This is a genomic window from Paraburkholderia caffeinitolerans (assembly GCF_902859945.1).
Lineage (GTDB): Bacteria > Pseudomonadota > Gammaproteobacteria > Burkholderiales > Burkholderiaceae > Paraburkholderia > Paraburkholderia caffeinitolerans.
This window is the reverse complement of the sequence record NZ_CADIKL010000006.1, coordinates 207,404-221,781: the sequence shown is the minus strand read 5'-3', so window position 1 is coordinate 221,781 and position 14,378 is coordinate 207,404. Positions and strand designations below refer to the sequence as shown.

General features: G+C 62.4%; 11 protein-coding genes and 1 pseudogene. 4 read left to right on the top strand and 8 right to left on the bottom strand.

Going from position 1 to position 14,378, the window contains the following annotated elements; translation table 11 throughout:
• Positions 1–481 precede the first annotated feature (481 nt).
• Together HV773_RS08435 and HV773_RS08430 are read left to right on the top strand one after the other, a co-directional pair.
• Positions 482–622, top strand: coding sequence for a hypothetical protein (locus HV773_RS08435; protein ID WP_175194728.1), 141 nt, complete (start codon positions 482–484; stop codon positions 620–622).
• A 125-nt stretch (positions 623–747) separates the two neighbouring features.
• Positions 748–2,406, top strand: a complete 1,659-nt coding sequence (locus HV773_RS08430; protein WP_175194726.1) for an NRAMP family divalent metal transporter — start codon at positions 748–750, stop codon at positions 2,404–2,406.
• A gap of 49 nt (positions 2,407–2,455) precedes the next feature.
• Here HV773_RS08430 and HV773_RS08425 read toward each other — a convergent pair whose 3' ends face one another.
• The gene (locus HV773_RS08425; protein ID WP_175194724.1) at positions 2,456–3,409 is read right to left on the bottom strand and encodes a LysR family transcriptional regulator; all 954 of its coding nucleotides are present in this window, start codon (positions 3,407–3,409) and stop codon (positions 2,456–2,458) included.
• Between the two features lie 204 nt (positions 3,410–3,613).
• Here HV773_RS08425 and HV773_RS08420 point away from each other — a divergent pair, with 204 nt between their 5' ends.
• Positions 3,614–4,819, top strand: a complete 1,206-nt coding sequence (locus tag HV773_RS08420) for a sugar transporter (RefSeq protein ID WP_175194723.1) — start codon at positions 3,614–3,616, stop codon at positions 4,817–4,819.
• Between the two features lie 21 nt (positions 4,820–4,840).
• Here HV773_RS08420 and HV773_RS08415 read toward each other — a convergent pair whose 3' ends face one another.
• The 6 genes and pseudogenes from HV773_RS08415 to HV773_RS08390 all read right to left on the bottom strand — a co-directional run.
• Positions 4,841–6,013 (bottom strand): NAD(P)/FAD-dependent oxidoreductase, encoded by a 1,173-nt coding sequence (locus tag HV773_RS08415; protein WP_175194721.1) that lies wholly within the window; start codon positions 6,011–6,013, stop codon positions 4,841–4,843.
• 25 nt (positions 6,014–6,038) lie between these two features.
• Positions 6,039–7,538, bottom strand: a complete 1,500-nt coding sequence (gene amaB / locus HV773_RS08410; protein WP_175194719.1) for an L-piperidine-6-carboxylate dehydrogenase — start codon at positions 7,536–7,538, stop codon at positions 6,039–6,041.
• A 378-nt stretch (positions 7,539–7,916) separates the two neighbouring features.
• Positions 7,917–8,216, bottom strand: a complete 300-nt coding sequence (fliT, locus tag HV773_RS08405) for a flagellar protein FliT (protein WP_175194717.1) — start codon at positions 8,214–8,216, stop codon at positions 7,917–7,919.
• Between the two features lie 14 nt (positions 8,217–8,230).
• Positions 8,231–9,820, bottom strand: coding sequence for a flagellar filament capping protein FliD (gene fliD, locus HV773_RS08400; RefSeq protein ID WP_175194714.1), 1,590 nt, complete (start codon positions 9,818–9,820; stop codon positions 8,231–8,233).
• Positions 9,821–9,985: 165 nt separating this feature from the next.
• Positions 9,986–11,404 carry a flagellin gene (locus HV773_RS08395; protein ID WP_175194712.1) on the bottom strand — a complete coding sequence of 473 codons (1,419 nt, stop codon included), beginning with the start codon at positions 11,402–11,404 and terminating at the stop codon, positions 9,986–9,988.
• 181 nt (positions 11,405–11,585) lie between these two features.
• Positions 11,586–12,407 (bottom strand): annotated as a pseudogene (locus HV773_RS08390) (FAD-dependent monooxygenase); the annotation flags it as partial.
• A 402-nt stretch (positions 12,408–12,809) separates the two neighbouring features.
• Between HV773_RS08390 and HV773_RS08385 the strand changes: the two are divergent.
• Positions 12,810–13,028, top strand: a complete 219-nt coding sequence (locus tag HV773_RS08385; RefSeq protein WP_175194710.1) for a DUF4148 domain-containing protein — start codon at positions 12,810–12,812, stop codon at positions 13,026–13,028.
• Between the two features lie 29 nt (positions 13,029–13,057).
• On the opposite strand, the gene HV773_RS08380 is transcribed toward HV773_RS08385, so the two are convergent.
• Entirely contained in the window at positions 13,058–14,275 is a 1,218-nt protein-coding gene (locus HV773_RS08380; protein WP_175194708.1) for a porin, read from the bottom strand.
• Positions 14,276–14,378: the final 103 nt, after the last annotated feature.

Here is a 14,378-nt window from a genome sequence, read left to right as displayed (position 1 = left end):
CACCTGCAGTAGTCGATCTTCGAACTGTTTCGCTGCCTGACCGGCAGGACGTCCGCGCCCCCTTTTCATAGCCGCCGTCCTGCCAGCAGGCAGACGGTGCGCGCCGTAGCAACACTCCCCGTGCACCCCACAATTTAGCGCCGTATGGGCAGCGCTTTCGCGCGTCCGCACGGCAGGCGTTGCGAGCCTGCGCTCGCAACTGCGTTCGTACGCGCCATTTCGCCAGCAGTCTGCCTGTTTCGCGAAAGGGCCATGCACGAACGCGTGGATCAACGCGTGCGTACCCCATATACGCGCCTTACGCATGAAGGAGCCAACGTGCCCGATAGTGACAGTTATCCCTTACGTCCGATCAATTTGAATTTTTCATTTTTGAACACGGAAAGCGAGTAGACGTCCGCCGCCATACGCTCCGCGCATGGCCAACCGGGCCTGCTGGCTTTTCGCTGAACGCGTCGAGCCAGACGCCCGGAGCAACATCATGTCATTCGCACTCCTGCTTTCCAAGCTGCCTCAAGTCGAACTGGCGCGCAGCCATTACACCAGCATGCTCGCGCTGCACGAGCCCGCGCCGAGCCTGACCTCGCGTCTCTGGAAACGCCTCAAGCGTCTCTGCTCATAAACGGCACGTCTCGCGCGCACGACGCAACGGCACATCGCTCTGAATTGCCCACGCGATGCGCCGTTGCGCCGGCGCACAGGCACGCCCTCGCCATTCACCCAGACAACTCAAAAGACGAGAACGCCATGTCCACTCCAACCAACTTCACGCAGGCGAACGTATCGCCGCCACGCAGCGCCGTGCTTGATGAAGCCCGCCTCGGCGACATCAAAGGGGCGCTCGGCACCATCTCTCACTACGACCTCGCCCCGCGCTCGGGGTGGTGGGCGCGCCTGCGCACGCTGCTCGCCATTCTCGGACCCGGCCTCATCGTGATGGTGGGCGACAACGATGCCGGCGCCTTCGGCACCTATACGCAAGCCGGCCAGAACTACGGCACCACCTTGCTCTGGACGCTGCTGTTGCTCGTTCCCGTGCTCTACGTGAACCAGGAAATGGTGCTGCGCCTTGGCGCGGTCACGGGCGTCGGCCATGCACGCCTGATCTTCGAGCGCTTCGGCAAGTTCTGGGGCGCCTTTAGCGTGATCGACTTGTTCATCCTGAATGCGCTCACGATCGTGACCGAGTTCATCGGCATTACCTTTGTGCTCGACTTCTTCGGTATTCCGAAGGTGATGGGCGTGTGCATTGCCGCTACGCTGACCATGGCGGCAGTGAGCACGGGGGACTTCAAACGCTTCGAGCGCTTCGCCATCGTGCTGTGTCTGCTTAGCTTGCTGCTTGTGCCGGTGCTCGTGACGATTCATCCGCCGGTTGGCCAGATGACGCGCGACTTCTTCATCCCCGGCTGGCCCGCCCACTCGAAGCTCTCCGATGTGATGCTGCTCGTGATCGGCATCGTCGGCACCACCGTTGCGCCGTGGCAGTTGTTCTTTCAGCAAAGCTATGTGATCGACAAGCGCATCACGCCGCGCTTCATGAAGTACGAGAAAGCCGATTTGTGGATCGGCATCTTCTTCGTGCTGATTGGCGGCGTGGCCATGATCGCATTCTGCTCGCAGCTCTTTGCGGGCAAGCCCGAGTTCGGCAACTTCACCGACGCGGGCGGCGTGATCGCCGGCCTGGAAAAGTATGCGGGACACACCTCGGCCGTGCTGTTCGCACTCGCGCTGTTCGATGCGGCCATTATCGGCGCAGCGGCGGTGTCGCTTTCTACGGCCTACGCGATCGGCGACGTGTTCAAGATCCGCCATTCGCTGCATCGCGGCGTGTCCGACGCGAAGGGTTTTTACCTCGTCTATTTCGGCATCGTGGCTGCCGCGGCCGCCATCGTGCTGATTCCGGGCAGCCCGCTAGGCCTCTTGACCGAAGCGGTGCAGACCCTCGCGGGCGTGCTGCTGCCGAGCGCGACCGTGTTTCTGCTGCTGTTGTGCAACGACCGTGCTGTGCTCGGCCCATGGGTCAATTCGAAGGCGCTCAATCTGTTCACGGGCGCGGTGGTCTGGGTGCTGGTGATGCTGTCGATCGTCCTCACCGCTTCGGTCATGTATCCCGACATGAGCGGCGAAACCATCATCGACATCCTTGCTGCCGGCACGCTGCTGGCCGTGGCCGGTCATGCCGCCGTGCTTGCGTGGCGCTGGCTGCGCGGTGAAAGCGCACCCGCGGTCCAGAGCTGGCCCGAGGGCGCGCGCGATATGTGGCGCATGCCGCCGCTCGCCGAATTGCCGCCGCCTAACCTCACGCTCGCCAAGCGTGTTTGGATGAGCGTGCTGCGTGGGTATCTGCTTATCGCTGTGATTCTTGTGATTGTGAAGGTTGTGCAGATGACGTTGATGCACTGAGCGATCAGGTGATCAGGTGGCCGCGTGAATAGCGGCCACCGCGCTTACCCTACGCCGCCCGTGAGCAATGATCCGGCATCCGCAGCGCCGCCTCGTCGGCCATGAGCGCCTGCGGAATAGACTCTTTAAGAAAGTCGACGAAGGTTCTGATCTTCGCATCGAGATACTGCCGCGACGCATACATCGCGTACACCGTGAGCTTCTGCAGCAGATAATCTGGCAATACCCGCAGCAGAGACCCGCTGCGCAGCGCAGGCACAGCGCTCGACATCGGCAGCGAGCCGATACCCGCGCCCTCGCGCAACGCGCCGGCGAGTGCGTCTGCGACGTTCACCTGAAACGTCGACGGCGACAATTCAAATGTTTCCGCGCCGTCCGGCCCTTCGAGATGCCAGCGGTCGCGCGGAAAAACCGGCGTGATCAACTGAAGACACTCATGGTCCACCAACTCGGCGACACTGTGCGGCGTGCCGCGCTCGTTCAGATAGTCGGGCGAAGCGCACAGCACGCTATGCACCCAACCCAGCGTCTGCGAAACGAGCGCCGAGTCGGGCAACTCCGCCGAACTCAGTTGAAGCGTCACGTCATACCCTTCGTCAAGCAAATCGGGAACGTGCTGCGAAAGTGTGAGCTCCACCGCCACCGAGGGGTAACGCTTCTGGTACTGCATGACGGCGGGCACCACATAGGCCTGCCCGAAACTCGTGGTGGCATGAACCCGCAGCCTGCCGGACGGCAGCGCTTGCGCGTCGCCCGCCTCGGCTTCCGCCTGATCGATGTACGCGAGAATCTGTTCGCAGCGCCGCAAATAGCGCTCGCCGGCCTCGGTAAGCGCGACGCGGCGCGTACTGCGATTGAGCAGGCGCGCTTGCAGATGCGTTTCCAGGCTCGCCACCGCGCGCGACGCAAATGCGGTCGTGATGTCGAGGCGGTGTGCGGCGGCCGTAAAGCCGCCTTCTTCGGCCACGCGGACGAAGATCCGCATGCAGTTGAGCGTATCCATCTGATGAAAGAAACAGGGTAGGCATGGGGCGCCGGATTTTCCGGACCCCGGCGATCTGACACCGGCAAGCTTACCATTCATGCCCGCACGGCGGGCCGGCTCGCACCGTTTCTCACCGTATCTCACCGCCTGCGCACGCGCTCCGGAGTAAACGACTCAATACGCGCGATAATTCGCGTTCGTCGTTTTTTGTCTGATCTGGGTATGTCCAAACCTGAACTGGCGCTTTCCGAACACTCCTGGTGGGGTGTGATGGCATTGGCCCTTTCCGCTTTTATTTTCAATACCACCGAATTCGTGCCCGTCGCGCTGCTCAGCGCGATTGGCGACAGCCTTCACATGCAGGCCACCAACGTCGGCCTCATGCTGACGATTTATGCATGGACGGTGGCCGTGGTGTCGCTTCCGCTGACCGTGCTCACGCGCGCCGTCGAGCGCCGCAAACTGCTGACCGGCGTGTTCGTGCTGTTCATCGTCAGTCACGTCGTCACCTCGGTCGCCTGGAATTTTCCCTCGCTGATTGTGGGCCGATTGGGCATTGCCTGCGCACACGCGATCTTCTGGTCGATCTCGGTCTCGCTCGTGGTAAGGATCGCGCCGCCGTCAAAGAAAGGCCAGGCGCTCGGCCTGCTCGCGATGGGAACCTCGATTGCCATGGTGGCAGGCATTCCGCTTGGGCGCGTGATTGGCGAAACGCTGGGCTGGCGCGTCACGTTTCTCGCGATCGCGGGCGTGGCGGCCATCGTCTTGCTGATGTTGCGCGCCACCCTGCCCGAGGTTCAGAGCCTGCAATCGGGTTCGCTCAGGAATCTGCCCACGCTATTCAGAAAGCCGACGCTCGCCCTGCTCTACCTGATCACGATTCTCGTCATCTCCGCGCACTTTACGTCCTATACGTATATCGAGCCGTTCATTCAGGGCGTCAATCACGCGAGCGAAAGCCGCATTACCTATATCCTGGTGTTGTTCGGCAGCGCCGGGATTCCCGCTGCGATTTGCTTTAATCGCATTTTCCCAAGGCATCCGAAACAATTCCTTCTGGCGTCGATCGTTACGCTGGCCGCGTGCCTACTGGTCCTGTTTCCGTGCGCGCTCGGCATCGTCACGCTATCCGTACACACCGTGGTCTGGGGTGGATCGATCGTGTGCTTCGGCCTTGCGATGCAGGCGTGGATTTTGAAGCTCGCGCCCGAGGCAACGGATCTCGCCGTGTCGATCTATTCAGGTCTGTATAACGTGGGCATTGGCGCCGGTGCGCTGCTGGGCAACCATATCGCCCGCGATTTCGGGCTGCCGTGGACCGGCACGTTTGGCGGCCTCGTGGGCGGGCTAGGCGTGGGAATTTGCTGGCTGGCGTTGCGCTTCAAGCACGAGGAAGCGTCAAAAAGCGCCGGCCAGCAAGTCCAGTAAGGAAGGGTGAATACGCCCAAACTACACGACGTTCTTTTCGACGATGGGACGGTTCTCCAGCACGCGGTCCCAGCTTAGCGAAGACAGATCGAGGCTCGCGTACTTGCCGCCGATAATGAGTTCGCTCACGCCGCGCCCCGTTGCCGGCCCCTGCTGCAAGCCGTGGCCGCTATAGCCATTGGCGAACACGCAGTTTTCGATCGCCGGGTGATAGCCGATGATCGCGTTGTGATCGAACACGTTGTATTCGTAGTAGCCGGACCAGCAATGCTCGACGCGCAGCGCCTCGAATCCCGGCACCCGGTGTGCCAGCGTCGGCCAGATGACTTCGTCGAACAGAGTGTGATCGACTTCGTCGAGCGGGAGATCGTTCGGGTCGTTCGCTTCGCCCGGCGAGGTTCCAGTGATGTACGTCGTGCCTTCAGGCCGGAAGTAAACGCCGGTGGGATCGATGAGCAGCGGGCTATTCGCGAGGCGCGCCGGCGACGACACATTGAAAATGCTACGCCGCCGCGCGTACACCGGAATGTCGATGCCCATCATTTCGGCGACGCGGCGCGCCCACGCGCCAGCGGCGTTCACGAGCGTATCGCAGGCATAACGCTCGCCGTTGCTCGCCAGCACGTGCGTGACCTTGCGGCCATCGAGTTCGACGCCGTTCACGTCCGCCGCCACATAGCGCGCGCCCAGCGCCTGCGCCTTTTTGCGCAGTGCCTGCACGAGCCCGTAGCCATCGAACCAGCCTTCGCCGCTAACGCCGTAAGCGCCAGCGGCAATATCGTCCACGTTCAGCCAAGGAAACTTTTGCTTCAGCACGTCCGGCGCAAGCAGCGCGATATCCGCACCCAGGCGCGTTTGCAGCGCATGGTTCTCGCGCAGCGTGGCCTCGCCCGAGGGCGTGGCGAGAAACAGATAGCCGCCCTCGTGCAAATCGATGGACGGCTTGTGGCCGTCCACCGCAAGACGCTCGCCGATGTCGCGGAGAAATTCGATGCCATACAGCGACATCTGAATCGACAGCGGCGTGGAGAACTGCTGCCGGATCGAGGCCGCCGACAACGCCGACGACGACCTCGCATAACTCGGATCCCGCTCGATGACTGTTACACCCATCGTGGGGTCCGTTGCGCGCAAGAAGTACGCAATAGAGCTACCGATCACCCCGCCGCCAACAATTACGACTTTTGCGCTCACGACTCGCTCCAGATTGCGAATTTTTTTAGTCGATGTTGAAGTCGATGCCTTGTGCAAGCGGCAGCGCCGACGAGAAGTTCACCGTGTTGGTCGCGCGCCGCATATAGGCCTTCCACGCATCCGAGCCCGATTCGCGGCCGCCGCCGGTTTCTTTCTCACCGCCGAATGCGCCGCCGATTTCCGCGCCGCTCGGGCCAATGTTCACATTGGCAATGCCGCAGTCGCTGCCCGATGCCGAAAGGAAACGCTCGCTCTCGCGCAGGTCGGTCGTGAACACGCACGACGACAGGCCGTGGTGCGCGGCGTTGTTGGCCTCGATGGCGTCCTCGAAGCGGCTGTACTTGAGCACGTAAAGAATGGGCGCGAAGGTCTCGGTAAGCACGACCTCGGTTTGTGCGGGCATCTCCACGATGGCCGGGCGCACATAGAAGCCCTTTTCATTGCCCGCGACCACATGGCGCTCACCGCCAAAGACCTTGCCACCTTCGCTACGGGCCTTTTCCAGCGCGGCCTGCATGCGCTTGAACGATTGCTCGTCGATGAGCGGCCCCATCAGCGTGCCCTGCTCCAGCGGGTTGCCGATCGACACCTTGCCGTAGAACGTCTTCAGGCGCTCCACGGTCTGCTCATAAACGCTCTCGTGAACGAACAGGCGGCGCAGCGACGTGCAGCGCTGGCCCGCGGTGCCGACCGCCGAGAACAGGATGCCGCGCAGCGCAAGCTCCATATCCGCGGTGCCCGAAACGATGCCCGCGTTGTTGCCGCCGAGTTCCAGAATCGTGCGGCCAAAGCGGCGCGCGACTTCCACGCCCACCGCACGGCCCATTTCGGTGCTGCCCGTGGCGCTCACTATGTTCGAGCGCGGGTCGGCCACCAGCTTCGCGCCTACGTCGCGACCGCCGGTCACGAGGCTCGTAAGCCCTTCGGGCGCGCCGCCGAATTCCTTGAGCGCGTCCTGCAGAATCTTGTCGACGGCCAATGCGGTCAGCGGCGTCTTTTCCGAAGGCTTCCAGATCACCGCGTTGCCGCACACCAGTGCGAGCGCGGCATTCCACGACCACACGGCCGCCGGAAAGTTGAACGCCGAGATCACCGTGCACACACCCATCGGATGCCAGCTTTCGGCCATGCGGTGGCCGGGGCGCTCCGAAGCAATGGTCAAGCCGTACAGTTGACGCGACAGGCCCACCGCGAAGTCGCAGATGTCGATCATTTCCTGCACTTCGCCCAGCCCTTCCTGAAGAATCTTGCCGGTCTCGAGCGTGATGATGGCGCCCAGAGCGGCCTTGCGCTCGCGCAGCTTGTTGCCGAGCACGCGCACCAGTTCTCCGCGTCGCGGCGCCGGCACGTTGCGCCAGACCTTGAAAGCTTCGTGAGCCTTCGCCAGCGCGGCGTCGGCCTCGGCGACGGACTGGCTCGCCACGCGGCCAATCAGTTCGCCATTGATGGGCGAATGCACGGCGATGTCGCCGGCCTCGGCGAGATGGGAAATGCCAAGTTCCGAAAGGATGGTGGATGCGTTCACTGGGAGACCTCGTCGATGTTTCCGATAGGAAATATTGATGCTGCCGCTGACTATACACGCAGACCGAACCCGGGGCAATGTCCCAGGCACGGCAAGCCGTAGCCGCTGCGCTTCCCAAAAATTTCGTATCGGAAACTGATGTGTTTTGAAGATGTAGTGGCATTGTCGGCAGCCGCCGGAGCGGCATCAACCGATATCTATGCACGACCTGATGCGCTTTAGTCATCAAGCCCGAGGAAATGGGGGATTCAACGAGGTCGCGCGAGGCGGGTGAGGTATCGGGAGATACCCCATTGGTGAGAATTGGGTCGGGATTGGAGCGCGAATTGGGACGCGCATTGAGACGGATTGGGGGGGCGGCGTGCGCCGCCCTCGCGCTCAGAACTGAGCGATACGCTGATACTGATTGGCGTTGCGGGTGGCCTGCATGGCCGTGCGGTATTCGGCGGTCAAGCTCCCCTGGGCGGCTTGCGCGGCCTCGGCGATGCGCAGGTCGATCGCCTGGATTTCCCGGAGTGTGGCAAGCGCGCCAGCCGATTGCTGCGCGGAAAGCGCCATGAGCAGCGGCGAGCGCTCGCTCGCGAGCTGCGCGGCGCGCTCCCATTCGCCCACGGCGGCCGCCTGCTCGATGTCTTTCGTGAACTGCCGGATGCGTTCGATCTGCGCCAGTGCTTGCATGGCAAGTGACCTCGTCAATTCTTGTTGGTGGCCATCGCGCCGGCGCTGTTCTGTCCGCCGAATAGCTGCGTGAGGTATTGCTGGTTGCTATTCATCGTCGCCATCAGCGTATTGAGCGCCGTGAACTGCGCGTTGTACATGCTGGTGAGCTGCGACTGATACGTTGCCAGCGACGCCTGCTGCGTCGAGAGATTCGTGAGGTCGGTGTTGATCGCGTTGGTGCGCGTCTGGATCGGGCCGGTGCTCGACAGGTAGCCCGTGATATTGGTGTTCAACTGCGCGGCGACGCCGTTGGTCGAGCTGAACAGTTTGGCCACCGTGGCCTGGTTGTTCTGCAGCGCGCTGCTCAGCGCGGTGTTGTCGACCGAGAGCGAGCCGTCGGCGTTGAGCGTCACGCCGATTGTCGCGAGGCTCGTGCTTGTGTTGCCGTTCTTCACACCGTTCGAGATGATCGACGCCAACTGGTTTTGCACGAGGTTCAGCGTGGAGTCGCCTAGCAGCGGCCCCTGCGAAGTCGCGGTCGAGCTGTACGCGGTGAGCGTGCCCATGGTCGTCACGAGCGTGTTGTAGAGCGTAACGAAATTGTTGATCGCATTCGACTGCGAACTCGTGTCCTGCGCGATCGTGAGCGTTTGCGGCGACGAGCCCGTGGCGTCCACCGACGCGGCGCTCAGGCTCAGCGTGACGCCCGCGAGCGCGGAAGTCACCGAGTTCGTCGCGCTGGTCACGCCGGTCCCGTCGATCGTGAAATAAGCATCTTGCGCGGCGGTCGTCTGGGTCCAGTTGGGCGTGGCCGGCGTCCCGGAAGTCAGCACGTTACCGAGCGTCGACTGGTTGGCCTTGAGTTGCGCACCGGTCGCGCTCGCGTTGCCGCTGAGCGACGTGCCGGGGTTGCCGGTCACCGCCAGGCCGTTCAGCGGGTCGCCGGTAGCCGTATCGCTGACCTGGATGCTGATGGCGTTCTGCGAGCCGGTTGCGTTTGCGTGCAGCACGAGGTGCGCGCCATCGGCGCCGTTGACGACCGTGGCCGTCACGCCGGGATTGTTGCTCGCACTGTTGATCGCCGCCGCAATGCCGGAAACCGTGCTGTTGCTGCTGTTCAGCGAAATCGTGGTGCTCGCGCCGCCGATCGACAGCGTCATCGTGCTCGGCACCGTTGCGAGCGGTTGGCTCGAGCCATAACCCTTCGATGTGAGCACCTGCGCGGTCGCGATCTGCGCGACGTCGATCGAGTAGGTTCCGGCCACTGCCCCGCTGGCCGCCGTGGCCGCGATGCCCGAGCCGCTCGCGTTCGCCGTGAAGGCATTCACCGTGGTGCCGTTCGAGAGCGAGGTTAGGCCTGCCTGCAGCGCCGAAAGCGCGGCCGAGAGCGTGCCGTATGCGGAGATCTGCGTGTTGTCCAGTTGCGCCTGCGAGGACAGTGTCGCCGCCTGGCCCGCGATCTTGCTATTCACGAGCGCCGTGACAAGCGAGTTCACGTCCATCGACGAATTTCCGGTCGAGCCGCTGATGACGGACTGTGCGGCTTGCTGCAGTGCGGTGTTGGCCGCCGCCGCAGCGCTGGAGGCCAGATTCGCGTTCGAGGTACCGGATACGGTGGACATGAAGGGGCTCCGTGCGTCGGCGATGCCGGGTGAATCGGTTCAAATACCGCTCAGATTTAAAAACGCCAAACGGGAGGCTGTCCTCCCGGTTGGCAAGCGCCGCGCGCCCCGGGTATGGCGGGCGGAGCGCGCGGCGCGTACTGCTTGAATCACATGAAGCGCTTGTTACTGCAGGAGCTTCAGGATCTGCTGCGGCTGCGAGTTCGCTTGCGCGAGCACCGAGATGCCGGCTTGCTGCAGCACTTGCGCCTTGCTCAGGTTGGCCGTTTCCGCTGCGAAGTTGGCGTCCTGGATTTGCGACTGGGCGTTCGACAGATCAGTCGACTGGGCTTGCTGCGACGTGCTGATCGCCGTGAAGCGGTTTTGCGCGGCGCCGAGGTTTGCCTGCATGTTGTTGACCGTATTCAGCGCGTCGTCGATCGATTCGATAGCATTGTTCGCGCCGGCGAGCGTGCTGATGTCGATCTGGTCGACAGTTTGCGTCGTGGCGGTCGACGAGGCCGACCACGCCTGCGTAGCCCCGGTCAGAGCCGGGGTTGCGCCGAAGCTCGGCGGCGTAGTCGTCGTGTCATAGCCAAGCGCGGTCGTAACGACTTTGCTGGAACCCGGAATCTGATTGCCATTCTGATCCCAGAATGTGTAGCCCGTGTTGCCGTCCGACTTCACCGTGACCGACGTGATGGCATTGCTTGCACCGGCGGCAGCGTTATTGCCAGTCGACGGGTCGACGTTAAGGCCAGAAATCGTGCCAAGCGTCGTGCCGGCAGTGAACGAATTGGTTTTGTTTGCAGCATCGATTGCGCCCATCTCGGTGGCCGCATCGAGTGCGCCGGAGGAATCGATGCCGAGTGAACCGCTGGTCACTTTGAGCAGGGGCGTTGCAGCCGCCGTCGGGTCGAACGAGAGCGCATTGCCGTTTTGATCGGTATACGTGAAACCGCCCTTGCCGTCTGCGAGAACGTTCAACTGCGTGATCTCAGTGCCCGTCGAGGACTTGGCATTCCATGCCGCACCGCTCGAATCGAGCGAAACAGCCAGCGATGCCACCGTGTTGCCAGCTTGCACCGCACCGCCACCGAGCGACGCGGCCGACACGTTTTGGGAAAGATTCAGGCTGATCGTCTGGCCGACGTTCGCACCGACCTGGAACGACACGCTGCCCATCGAACCGTTCAGCACGTTCATGCCGTTATACGTCGTTTGCGACGCGATCCGGTTCACTTCCTGGATCTGCTGCGAAACTTCCTGTTGCAGCGCTGCGCGGTCGCTATCGGTCATGCTGCCGTTCGATGCCTGCGTCGCAAGCTGGCGAATCCGCTGCAAGCTGTTCGTCAGCGACGACAAACCGCTCGATGCCGTTTGCACCATCGACACGCCGTCGTTCGCGTTCGACACGCCCTGGTTCAGACCGTTGATCTGGGTCTGCATGATGTTCGAGATCGCCAGACCCGCTGCATCGTCCGCTGCGCTGTTGATGCGCTTGCCCGACGAGAGGCGCGTGATCGCTTGCGACAGCGCGCTGCCCGAGCCGGTCAGGTTCTGTTGCGCGACGAGCGAGTTGATGTTGCTATTGATTCCGAGCATGGAAATTCTCCTGATTGGGACTGAGCCCGTTTGCGCCACGGCGACCGTGGCGTCGGCGGACTGTCAAACGCGTTGTTTCGACCGCCATGTTTGGGGTAACGACCGCCCACCAGGGAACTTTAGAGGGACATATGCAAAAAAATCAGACCTTATGCCAAGTCATTGATTTTTCTGGAATCTTTCAGACCACGCCCTTCAGGCAATCCTCGGCGCGCCACCCATGCAGCCAGGCCAGCGCTTCATGGAACTGCTCCTGCGTCCTGCCAACCCACAATGAGCTGCGCACCAGCCGCTCGACACCCTTCGCGTGATAAATGCGCCCCATCTCGCGCGCCGAATACAGCACGCAGGCCGTGCGCGGAATGTGCGCCGCCTCGTAGCGCTTGAACGCGGCCTCGAAATCGCCATCGGCTGCCGCAACGGCGGCGCCCAGCGTCACGGCATCTTCGAGCGCCTGGCAAGCGCCCTGCGCGAGGTACTGCGTCATCGGATGCGCGGAGTCGCCAAGCAAGGTCGCGCGGCCGAAGCTCCAGCGCTCTACCGGATCGCGATCCGCGGTTGTCCAGTGCTTCCACGAGGTCGGCCTATCGAGCATTTGATGCGGCAGCGGATGAATGCCGTCGAAGTACGACAGCACTTCATCCTTGCTGCCCTCGCGCACGCCCCACTCCTCTTTTTCGCGGCTATGGAACGTGACGACGAGGTTGTATTGCCGGCCGCCGCGCAACGGGTAATGCACGAGGTGGCAATGCGGCCCCGCCCACACCACCGGCGCGTTGATCTGCAAATCCTTCGGCATGTTTTCCACGTCGACCACGGCGCGGTAGACGACATGGCCTGTCACACGAGGCTCGTCGCCAATCAGCGCCTGGCGCACCGCCGACTTCACGCCGTCGCAACCGATCACGGCGTCCGCGCGATGGATCACCGCGTACGGATTGCCGAAGCGCTCGCGATACGGCGCGCCGACGTCGATGCGCACCACCTCTCGCGCATCGAGCGCGACGACATGCAGGCGCTGCGCGACGGCGGCAGCGGCCTCGTGAGCATCGGCACGTCGAGGTCGGCGCGGCGAGCGGCAAGCGCGCGATCTTTTTCTTTCGCCACGACGATGGATGCTGGTGCGTATTCCCGCCTCGCACCGCACGCCCCGAAATGGATTGCAGGCTGCTTGCGGCCTGAATCCGAGGTTTGGTCCACGAGGCGCGATCGTCGGTGGATTTGATGAACGCTACCCCGCCAGCCCCCTGCTGGACGTTTACGAGCGCCGCGACTCAATCACTTTTGCTCCAGCAGGAAAAGTGAATTGAACCGGAGGCCATTTATTGCCTCCCAGTTCAATCCTAACCTTCACTCAACGACCTGAACATCGGTCGCGTCGCTCCATGTTCCCGAGGTAGTCGCCATGAAAACCCTGATTCAAGCCATCGCCGTCGCATCGGCTCTCGCTGTGCCGGTACTCAGTTTCGCCGAGCAAACCCAGCCGCTGACTCGTGCACAGGTTCGCAACGAGTACGTCCAGCTCAAGCAAGCCGGTTATGAAGCGACCGACTACAACTACGAGGCAAGCATGCGTGCCGCCGAAGCGAAAATTGCGCATAAATCAGAGGCCCCGGCACATTGAGGCCCCTTTCACGCTTTGCGTGAGGTGCATTAGAACCGATGAATGATCCCGGCGCCGACCGCGAACTGGTTGCCAGTGGACGACGGCGCGGAGTTCAGGCCGTCGCCGAGCGTAGCGGTCGCATCGATGATGTTGCCCGCGCCTTTGGTGCCGAGCGTCTTGCCATTGGCGTGCTGATACGCTTCAAGCAGATATAGCCCCGTGCGCTTCGACAATGCATAGTACTGCGACAGGTTGAACTGATTGTATTGCGCGCTATCCGTAATGCCATTCGCCTCGGTCGCGCGCGTGTACGCATAGCCCGCGCCCAGATCCCATGCCACCGCGGGCTTCCAGTGCAGCACCGCACCAAACGTGTTGAAGATCGCCGTATCGAAGAATCTGGAATTCGAGCCGGCGATGTACTGCGTGTTCGTATAGGTGGCCGTTGCATCCCACGCGTCGTTGAACCGGTAGCTCGCGCCGACCGCGAAGCGCTGTTGCGCCTTCGCGGTCTGATAGCCATTGGTCAGCGCGGACACGCCAATCTGTGCGCCACCGTTGGACGTCGTCGAGTTCGCGCCCCAAGCGCCGCCCGCCGTGTTCGAGTTGTTCACGCGCTCGAACGCGACGCCCAGTCCCAACGCGCCGACTGCATACTGGATGCCGGTCGCCCAGGTCGAGCCGGCATCGGTGCTGCCCGCGACGCCACCAAACGAATACGATCCGCTAAACGTGAGACCGTACAGCTTTGGCGAGGTGTACTCGAGCGTATTGTTCGCGCGGTAGATCGTGTCGAGCCCGTCGACATCGCCGGGGTGCGCGCCGTAATAACCGGTCAACCAGGTGTTCGGGCTGAACGACGACATAGTCTGATAATACGATGCGTACTGCCGGCCGGCGCTCAGCGTGCCGTAGGTCGGGTTCGCGAGCCCGACCCACGCCTGGCGGCCGAAGATGGCATCGGTGTACTGCGCGCCGCCCGTTGCCGAGTTGAAGCCCGATTCGAGCGTGAACACCGCCTTGGTGCCGCCGCCCAGATCCTCCGCGCCTTTCAGGCCGAAGCGGCTACCCGCCCATACGCCCTGATTCATCTTGACCAGCGATTTGCCGCCCGTGGTCGATCCCAGCGTCGTCGCATTGTTCTGGTAGCCAATGCCGTTGTCGATGATCCCGTAAAGCGTGACGCTGCTTTGCGCGAGCGCCGACGCGGCACAAGCCATGGCGGCGCTGGATACCAGAGCCAGGCGAAATGCATGCTGCTTCATCTATTGAGTCTCCTTGTCGATCGATATTAATTTACTTATTTAGAATGACTAATTTGATAGCGCATACGTCTTGCGAAACTTGCATCAAGACATCTGATCTGCC